This is a genomic window from Rhodococcus baikonurensis, from assembly GCF_040489275.1.
Classification (GTDB): Bacteria; Actinomycetota; Actinomycetes; order Mycobacteriales; family Mycobacteriaceae; genus Rhodococcus_F; species Rhodococcus_F baikonurensis.
The window spans coordinates 1-9,168 of sequence record NZ_JBEUOQ010000046.1 but is presented as its reverse complement, the minus strand read 5'-3'; the positions used below and the strand labels follow the sequence as shown (position 1 = coordinate 9,168).

Genomic DNA, 9,168 nt, shown 5'->3' with positions numbered 1-9,168 from the left:
TCGCTCGACCCGACAGGCAAGGGCCAGGCACGATGGATAACGAGGTGGAAGCCCGCTCTGAACGCGTTTGCGATCACGTTCGCCGATCGTTGGCCGGGATCGGAAACTTACTGATGGAAATCCGCCGAAACACCGTTAAAGAGATAGACCCTGCGTCCGATTTCCACGCGATGCGTTCGTCCGGGTGCTGTTCGGTGATGGTGGCGTCGAATTCTCGTGTTTGTCCGGCTATTTCGAGGATCCACTGTGTGTGCACATCGTCGGTTTGTCGAATTTCCCGTACTCCGGACATGAAGTGCAGGTCGGGACGGCCCGTGTTCAGATGATGAGGTTCGAAGCGTTTCGTTTTCAGACTCGCAATTGGGGTCAGGTTTCTGGCCACCTGTCGTATGCGGGCCATGATTCGCCCGAGCCGGTCGTTGTTGACCCGTCCGGCGGCCTCGTTGAGCTGTAGAGCGGATATGTGCAGTGCGTTGTCAATCGAGGCGTTCTCGGTGTTCGTTGGGTGTCATGCCGGTGGTGTCGCGGAACGCTCGGTAGAAGGTGCGGGGGTCGGAGAATCCTGTTTGTCGAGCGATGAGGGAGACGGGCCGGGAAGGGTATTTTCGTAGTAGGTGCTGGGCGGACTGGATGCGCGCTGCGCGGAGATATCCCATGACTGTGTGGTCGGTTCCCTGGAACAGGCGGTAGAGGCTGCGGCGGGAGAGTCGCATCGCGGTGGCGATGCGTTCGGCGTCGAGGTCGGGGTCTGCAAGGTGGGCATGGATGTAGGCCAGAACCTGATCTCGTCGTAGGAAGGCGGGTATTTCGGCGGCAGAGCGAACCGGTGTGACGAGACTCAGTAGTGATGTGGCCAGTGAAGAGGCGTGAGTCTCGAGCTGTGCGGCGCCGTGGGGATCGCTGTCTTGGTGTTGGGCCAGTTGGGTGAAAAAGGCTGCGACGGCGGACATCGCTCCTGCACAGCTCATGGTCGTGGCCAGGATGTCCGTGGTCCGGTCGATGCCGGCGAGCGCGAAGGCTCGATCGGCGGGCACCTTGACGATGACCTGTTCGTAGGGTGCATCGGCTCGGAAAGCGAAGGGCAGGGAACTGTCGTAGATGACCATGGATCCTGGCGGGACTACTGCAGTGTGTCCGGCCTGTTCGATGACGCAACTTCCGCGCGTCTGGAATGTGGCGAACAGATACTCGTCCTGTTCCCGCCCTTGGGCGATTCGGCTGCGATTGCGGTGTGTCTGCTCGGCGGTGGCTCGTTTCGTGGACAGAGTGAAGTTCGTGTATCGGCCGAGACGGACATCGCCGTAGAAGTCGGGGTCGGCGGGGTCGGTGCTGACGTCGACGTAGGCATGGCGCCGGGCCTCTCGCCAGTAGTCGATGACACCGTCGTCCGGCGCCCGCGAGGTCGACAACGTTTCGAAGTGTGGCAATGAGGGCTCGTCTGCATCAGCCATGGCCGGATCACCTGCCTTTCGGATACCACTGAGTTTACTGAGCCGCGCGGGAAAGTCCTGCGGGTCGGGGAGAGAGCGAGCCGGCCCTGTGTCCGCCAGTCGGGGGGCGATCACAGGGCCGGAAATCTACGCGTGCTGCAAAACGCTCAGGCCGTGAGCATTCCGTGCTGTATTGTGCTGAGACCATGAGCTTTCCGTGCTGGATCGTGCTCAGGCTGGAATCATTCCGTGTGGGTCGATGATGAACTTGCTCGATGACCCCTGATCGAAGGTCTCGTAGGCGGCGGGTGCTTCGTCGAGGCCGATGACCTTGGTGTTGAGCATTGCGCTCAGATACGGCATGCGGTCCCACAGGATCGACATCATCAACTCGCGGTTGTAATGCATGATCGGTGCCTGCCCCGCGGACAGGCGCGGTGACTTGATCCAGGCCTTGCCGAATTCGAGCGGGAAGATGCCTTCCTGTTCGGCCTTTGTCGGTGCCAGAGGGTCGGGGCCGTAGACGCCGATGACGCCGGTGGCGCCGCCGGCACGGGTGGCTTCGAGGACGTCGTTGATGGCACCTGCCGGCTGAGGCTGATTGGACTCCGAGCCGATGCCGTGTGCTTCGGAGCCGACATAGTCGACGCCACAATCGACTTCGCGCTCACCGAGGATGGCCTCGATCTGGTCGGGCAAGGGGATGTCCTGGCTCAGGTCGATGGTCTCGCAGCCGTTGTTCTTGACCAGGTCGAGTCGGTCCTGATAGTAGTCGCCGACGATGATGCAGGATGCGCCGAGAAGGCGTGCTGCTGCTGCGCCGCAGCGTCCGACCGGCCCGGCGCCGGCGATGTACACCGTTGAACCTGGTTTGGCCCCTGCCTCGATGAGTCCGTGAAAGGCGGTGGGAAGGATGTCCGAGAGCAGGGCAAGATCGAGGATCTTGTCCATGGCCTGGTCCTTGTCCGGGAAACGGAGGAGTTGGAAGTCCGCGTACGGGACGAACAGGTATTCGGCTTGTCCGCCCACCCAGTCGCCGAGATTGAAACCGTATGCGCCGCAGGAGACTGCAGGATTGACGGTTTCACAGACATCTGTGCGGCGAGCTTTACAGTTGCGGCATCGTCCACAGGCGACGTTGAAGGGGACCGAGACGAGATCGCCTTCTTTGAGGAACTCCACGTCGGAGCCGACCTCGATGATCTCTCCGGTCATCTCGTGGCCCATGACCATACCCTGGGGGACGGGGAAGGACCCTCGGTAAATGTGCAGGTCGCTGCCGCAAATGTTGGTAGCGACGATTTTCAGGATGACGCCGTGGGGCGCTTTTCGTCCGTTCGGCATCTCCAGCTTGGGGAAGTCGAGTTTCTCGACCTTCATGGTGCCGGGGCTCTCGAACACCACTGCGCGGTTGCTGTCTGCCATGCTGTCGCTCCTAACCTGGGGGATCCCTGCACGCTGCGATTCGGGACCCGGTTGTGGTGGCGTGGCCACCGGGGGACCTTTCGAACGTATGCGCACGTGGCGATACGTGTCAGTGACCTTGCGTGTCAACTGAGTGACGATGTGTGCCAGGAGTGCTGTGGGGTCTGCCGCAAGGCTCCCTTCCTTCGTTATGGTCACCGGCATGACAAACCGTTCCGAACATCTCGCCGAGGCCGATGATCGCTGGAGGCAGGGTGTCGTGGTGCGGGGAGCTCGGCAGAACAATCTTGCCGACGTCGATCTCGATGTTCCTCGAGACCGTCTGGTGGTGTTCACCGGTGTGTCCGGCTCGGGGAAATCCTCGCTGGCGTTCGGGACACTGTTCGCGGAATCGCAGCGGCGCTATCTGGAGTCGGTGGCACCGTATGCCCGTCGGCTGATCGACCAGGTCGGTGTACCCGATGTCGACGTCGTCGAGGGACTGCCACCGGCGGTTGCACTGCAGCAGCACCGAGGCATCGGTAATGCTCGATCGAATGTCGCCAGCGTGACGACATTGGGCAGTCTCGTGCGGATGCTCTATTCCCGTGCCGGGTCTTACCCAGATGACCAACCGATGCTCTACGCGGAGGACTTCTCGCCGAACACCGTGCAGGGCGCATGTCCGACCTGCCATGGCATCGGGCGCGTCTACGAGGTCGATGTCGACAAGATGGTCCCCGATCCCACACTCAGCATCCGGGAGCGCGCGATCGCTTCGTGGCCGCCGGGCTGGCCGGGTGGCAACCTTCGCGACATCCTGGTGTCACTGGGATACGACGTCGACTCTCCGTGGAAGAAGCTGCCGAAGAAACATCGCGACTGGATCCTGTTCACCGAGGACCGCCCCACCGTTCCTGTGTACTCGGGATTTACCCCGGCACAGACTCGGCGAGCGATCAAAGCCGGAACCGAACCCAGTTACGAGGGCAATTTCGTCGGCGCCCGGCGGTTCGTGCTCGATACCTTCGCGAACACCAAGAGCTCGATCGTCAAGAAGCGGGTCTCTGAGTTCGTCACCAGCGAGGTATGCCCGATGTGCCAGGGCAAGCGGGTCAAGGCGGAGGCGCTCTCGGTCACCTTCGAGGGCCTGGATATCGCCGAGTTCGCGTCCTTGCCCCTGGCACGACTGGCAGAGATCGCGCGCACTGTTGTGTCCAGCGACTGGCTACCCGAGGCGGCAGGAGAAGCTCTCGACGAAACCCGACGAGCCGAGGCCACGCGACGACGTGTCGCATCGGGAGGATCGGCGCACACCGCCGCTCCCGACGTGCGACGCACCCCGAACGTGTCAGCGGAAAAACAGGTGGCGGCGCGGCGCCTGCTCGACGACCTCCTCGAAAGAATCCAACCCATCATCGACCTCGGGCTGGGATATCTGTCACTGGACCGGACGACGCCCACACTCTCCGGCGGAGAGCTGCAACGACTGCGCCTGGCGACGCAGCTGTCCTCGAAGCTGTTCGGCGTCGCCTACATCCTCGACGAACCTTCGGCGGGACTGCACCCCGGCGACTTGACGGCGCTGCTGAGAATTCTGCACGGACTTCGTGAGCGAGGAAACAGCGTCCTCGTCGTCGAGCACTCCCTACCCGTCATCCGAGAAGCGGACTGGCTGGTCGATATCGGTCCCGGTGCCGGCGAGAACGGTGGACGCGTGCTCTACAGTGGAACACCCGCCGGGCTGGCCGACGTACCGGACTCGGTCACCGCACGCTATCTCTTCGACACGTCGGAGCAGGTGCGCCGCCAGCGGCGTACCCCCCGCGGGTGGCTTCGCGTCGAAGGCGTCGAGCGCAACAGTCTCCGCGACCTCACCGTGTCTTTCCCTCTCGGGGTCTTGACCGCGGTCACCGGAGTCTCCGGTTCGGGGAAATCGAGCCTCGTCAGCCAGGCTCTACCAGCGTTGATCAACGCTGAACTGGGCCGGCCCGCCGCGCCCGATGCCAACGTCGAACCGCGCGACGACACCGATCTGCTGCTCACCGGAGATCAGGGCGCGGTCCGCGGCCGCATCGAGGGCACCTTGGGAGGGCTCCGTCGGGTGGTCGCCATCGATCAGCGCCCTATCGGGCGCACACCCCGATCCAATGTTGCAACCTACACCGGCATGTTCGACCACATCCGCAAGCTGTTCGCCGCAACACCTGCGGCCAAGAAACGGAACTACAAACCGGGGCGGTTCTCCTTCAATGTCGCCGGTGGCCGCTGTCCGACCTGCGAAGGTGAAGGCTTCGTGATGGTCGAGCTGCTTTTCCTGCCCAGCGTCTACAGTCCGTGCCCGGACTGCAACGGCACTCGTTACACGCAGAGCACACTCGAAATCACCTGGCGGGACCGCAACATCGCCGACGTTCTCGCGATGAGCATCGACGAAGCCCACGCCTTCTTCACCAGTGAGAACGACGTTCTTCGCTCGCTCACCGTCCTACGCGAGGTCGGGTTGGGTTACCTGCGACTCGGACAACCCGCCACCGAGCTGTCCGGCGGCGAAGCTCAGCGTGTCAAGCTGGCATCCGAACTCCAGCGTGCTCAACGCGGCGACACGCTCTACATCCTCGACGAGCCCACTGCTGGGCTCCACCCGTCCGACAGCGACAGACTGCTCGCTCACGCGCAGGGGCTCGTCGACGCCGACAACACCGTCGTCATGGTCGAACTCGACATGCGCGTCGTCGCCCAGGCCGACCACGTCATCGACCTCGGACCGGGAGCGGGCGCCGACGGCGGACGTATCGTCGCCACCGGTTCCCCCGAGCAGGTAGCTGCCACTGCCGACAGTGCGACTGCCCCCTATCTACGAGCGGCGCTGGAAAACACAGGCGCCGGCACCACACAACACTGACCTGACCGCGCACCACCGCCTGGACTGAACGGCGATAAGGATCAACTAGCGATGGCACGACAGGCACCGAAACCCCAAGGCCTGCGTAATCAGCTCTCCAACTCTCTCCGGCCTCTCTCCGGCGTGAGTCCGGCTCCGCGGTGCTGCTGCTGGTGGTAACCGTGACCGCCCTGCTGTGGGCAAATTCGCCGGCTTCGGACGCGTACTTCGACCTCTGGCATCAAGGCGCCGGATTCGAACTCGGCCCGGTGGCGTTGCACATGAGCCTTCACCATTGGATCAACGACGGGTTGACGGTCGTCTTCTTCTTTCTGATCGGGCTCGAGGTACGCCAAGAGTTCGCCCACGGGTCATTACGTGATCGAACCCGCACTCGTATCGCCGTGATCGCCGGAGTCGCGGGGGTGTGTCTACCCGCCGTCATCTACGCCGTGATCGTCGGCAGCGGAGACAGCCTGCAGGGTTGGGGGGTGGTCGTCGGCACCGATACCGCCTTCATGCTCGGGGCCTTGGCGCTCCTCGGGCCCGCACGATCAGGCCAACTGCGAGTGTTTCTCCTTACCGTCACGGTGGTCGACGACTTCCTCGCGGTGTCCATCATCGGATTCGTATACAGCGAAAACATTCGCCTGATTCCACTGCTCGTTTCCCTGGCATGCCTGACAGCATTGTGGCTACTCGGGCGGGCGCGACAGTGGCGAGCCGCGCCATACATTCTCGTGGTGATCGTGCTGTGGTTCAGCACGATCGAGTCGGGTGTTCATCCCTCGCTTGCCGGAATGGTCGCCGGCCTTCTGATTCCCGCGTACCCGACACAGCGGCACAAGGTGGAGGCGGCTCCAGAACTGTTTCGTGACTTCTGGCAGTCTCCGAGCGCCGCATCAGGTCGTGCAGTGTCACGTGGACTGGCCAAAGGCACAGCCGTCAACGAGCGGATACACGAATACCTCCGGGTACCCACCGCGCTGATCGTGGTACCGATCTTCGCTCTCGCCAACGCCGGCGTCGACCTGCGTGGCGGACTGCTCGTCGAAGCGTTCAGTGCCCGTGTGACCTGGGGAGTTGTGCTTGGCCTGGTTCTCGGCAAGCTCCTCGGCATCGGAGCAGCCACATACATCGCTGTCCGACTCGGAGCGGGCCGATTACCGCAGGGGGTCGGCATGGGCAGTGTGATGGGCGGATCTGCGCTATCGGGGATGGGATTCACCGTATCGCTGCTGATCATAGGTTTGGCTTTCGGCACATCTCCCGAACTGGCCGGGCAGGCGACCGTCGGCGTGCTCGTCGCCATGGTGCTGGCTGCAGTACTGGGTGCGGTGATCTTCCGCGTGGCAGCGACCAAGCTGGGTGAGGCCGAAGCCGATCTCCCCATCGTGCTGGAACCTCCCGTAGATCCCGAGATCGACCACATTCGTGGACCCGAAGACGCCCAGCTGACCCTTGTAGAGTTCGTCGACTTCGAATGTGGATTCTGCGCACATGCCACCGGAGGATGGGACGACCTGCACGTCCACTTCGGCGACGATCTGCGCTACGTGGTCCGTCACCTACCGCTGGTGGACATCCATCCGCACGCACTGGTTGCCGCACATGCAGCAGAGGCCGCCGCACGGCAGCACATGTTCTGGGAATGGCTGGACTTCGTGTTCACCCGCCAGAACGCGCTCGCGCGAACCGATCTCATCGGCTATGCAGCCGAGATAGGACTCGACGTCGACCAGTTCGTCGCGGACCTCGACAGCGACGCGGTCGCCGAGCGCGTACAACGTGACATTTCCAGCGCCCAGTCCAGTGGTGCCCGAGAAACACCGACCTTTTTCGTCGAAGGCTGCCGAATAATCGGAAGCTATGACGCGCGCACCCTCACCAAAGAACTCGAGCACAGCCGCCGAGGCGCTCGCACGTCCCTGCAGTAGACGCCGGAGAGTATCGCCCTCAACGGCACCGTCCTCAACGCCCGACGACTTCGCTCGGATTCCCGATGTGATCGAGACGCTGATCGCGCGAATCAGCCGTCTTCCCCAAACCGTCACCTGCCGCACGTGGTCAGAGAACGCCGACGAAGACGAGCCAGTGGACTGCCGCACGGAATGCGGCAGCGAAGGGCGGGCCGACGAACAGCTCCAAATCCAACATCAACGACGGGGATTCATCGGCAGTGCCCACCGGGCCGGCACGGAGCGTTGTCTCGGACCGCAGACACGCACATCCTCCGGCATGAGCCCGGAAGACACACGCGACCAGATCAGCAGAAAGTTCATCGTTGATGTCTCCTCGCCGTTCCGTGCTCGTCGGAATGCGTGGCGCCGGGACTCGAGCTCGTCCTGAACGAGTGCCAACCGGATTTCGTCGCATCGAGTCCGATCCTTCTGCTCAGCGAGCCGGGCAGCTTCCTCGACCAGCTCGGAATCCGTCATTCCTCGCCTGACATCCTTCACCGCAAAACCTCTCGAATAGTTCGTTTCGGTGTGGATACCCAATTACCTGGCGATCAACAGACTCCGACCGGCAGCCCGCGACGTCGGATGGTCGCTAGGTGATCTCAGTGTCGACGCCGTCCAGGTTGCTGCAACTTCGCCTATTTAGATGGCGGAACTATCCTCGCGGCGTCCTACGGCTCGCGATCAAACCAGTCATCGACGTGCCGCAGTGATCGCTGCGGCACCCCGCGGTGCCGCCATGGCCTTCTCCGAGCACTACGACACCATGCCTCAACAGACCTACACGTGGTCGAGTTCGATCAAACCCGAAGCATCACAGCAAAACCCGAACTCGGCCAAGTTGCGCACCTTCTTGGAGTCCTGAGATCGGTCACCAGCTCATGAATAGCCGCACCGTCCCACACATGGCAGCAGAGGAGAAGGACTGAGACTGTGAGCACCATCGGATACACCGGTGTCTTAGAACAAACCCCGAACTGCAGCAGTACGCACTCCGCCAAGCCGGAGCGATCTGTATCTTCACCGACTGCGAATCCGGCTCGAAAACGCAGCGACCCCAGCTCGCCGAACGCCTGAGCTACCTACGCGGGAATGGCGGTGTCGTCCTCGTGGTCTGAACTCGACAGGCTCGGACGATCCGTTTGTCGCCTCATCGGCACGTCCACATTCTTTGCGAACACTGCTCCGTATTCCGTTCTTTCGCAGAAGGATTCGGCACAACCACCGGCGGGGTCGTGAATTCTTCTCCCGCATCATGGCCGCTCTCGCCCAAAGGTGGGCACCACATGATCGTCGAATGCGCTCACGCCGGCCTCGAAGCCGTCCGGCGCCAAAGCCGACACGGTGCCCGCCCAACCGTCATGACACCCGAACGTACCGAACGGGCCCGCTCCGGGAGTGTTTCTTAAACGGTGTTTCGGCCCGACACGCTGGGTGAATGCCCGGCGAGAAGGGTGCCGTGATGACGACACTGGATGATGTGACGAAG

General features: G+C 62.6%; 5 protein-coding genes and 2 pseudogenes. 4 read left to right on the top strand and 3 right to left on the bottom strand.

The window, feature by feature from the left end:
• Positions 1-91 precede the first annotated feature (91 nt).
• The 3 genes and pseudogenes from ABWI03_RS33740 to ABWI03_RS33730 all read right to left on the bottom strand — a co-directional run.
• A pseudogene (locus tag ABWI03_RS33740) lies at positions 92-292 on the bottom strand (SRPBCC family protein); the annotation flags it as partial.
• A 184-nt stretch (positions 293-476) separates the two neighbouring features.
• A complete protein-coding gene (locus ABWI03_RS33735; protein ID WP_003943380.1) occupies positions 477-1,451 on the bottom strand; it encodes a helix-turn-helix domain-containing protein in 975 nt (324 codons plus the stop codon).
• A gap of 210 nt (positions 1,452-1,661) precedes the next feature.
• A complete protein-coding gene (locus ABWI03_RS33730) occupies positions 1,662-2,855 on the bottom strand; it encodes an alcohol dehydrogenase catalytic domain-containing protein (protein ID WP_003943355.1) in 1,194 nt (397 codons plus the stop codon).
• 202 nt (positions 2,856-3,057) lie between these two features.
• Between ABWI03_RS33730 and ABWI03_RS33725 the strand changes: the two genes are divergently transcribed.
• The 4 genes and pseudogenes from ABWI03_RS33725 to ABWI03_RS33710 all read left to right on the top strand — a co-directional run bounded on the left by ABWI03_RS33725 (position 3,058) and on the right by ABWI03_RS33710 (position 8,544).
• Positions 3,058-5,739: an excinuclease ABC subunit UvrA gene (locus ABWI03_RS33725; protein ID WP_051649789.1), complete on the top strand. Its 2,682-nt coding sequence runs from the start codon at positions 3,058-3,060 to the stop codon at positions 5,737-5,739.
• Positions 5,740-5,867: 128 nt separating this feature from the next.
• Positions 5,868-7,049 (top strand): annotated as a pseudogene (gene nhaA / locus ABWI03_RS33720) (Na+/H+ antiporter NhaA); the annotation flags it as partial.
• A complete protein-coding gene (locus ABWI03_RS33715) occupies positions 7,029-7,655 on the top strand; it encodes a DsbA family protein (RefSeq protein WP_263284177.1) in 627 nt (208 codons plus the stop codon). The pseudogene nhaA and the gene ABWI03_RS33715, both read left to right, overlap by 21 nt.
• A 670-nt stretch (positions 7,656-8,325) precedes the next feature.
• Positions 8,326-8,544: a hypothetical protein gene (locus tag ABWI03_RS33710; protein WP_128638081.1), complete on the top strand. Its 219-nt coding sequence runs from the start codon at positions 8,326-8,328 to the stop codon at positions 8,542-8,544.
• Positions 8,545-9,168 lie beyond the last annotated feature (624 nt).

Excerpts from the sequence above, each read along its gene's own strand:
- ABWI03_RS33730 (WP_003943355.1), bottom strand. The coding sequence starts at position 2,855 with ATGGCAGACAGCAACCGCGCAGTGGTGTTCGAGAGCCCCGGCACCATG.
- ABWI03_RS33725 (WP_051649789.1), top strand. The coding sequence starts at position 3,058 with ATGACAAACCGTTCCGAACATCTCGCCGAGGCCGATGATCGCTGGAGG.
- ABWI03_RS33735 (WP_003943380.1), bottom strand. The coding sequence starts at position 1,451 with ATGGCTGATGCAGACGAGCCCTCATTGCCACACTTCGAAACGTTGTCG.
- ABWI03_RS33715 (WP_263284177.1), top strand. The coding sequence starts at position 7,029 with ATGGTGCTGGCTGCAGTACTGGGTGCGGTGATCTTCCGCGTGGCAGCG.
- ABWI03_RS33710 (WP_128638081.1), top strand. The coding sequence starts at position 8,326 with ATGGCGGAACTATCCTCGCGGCGTCCTACGGCTCGCGATCAAACCAGT.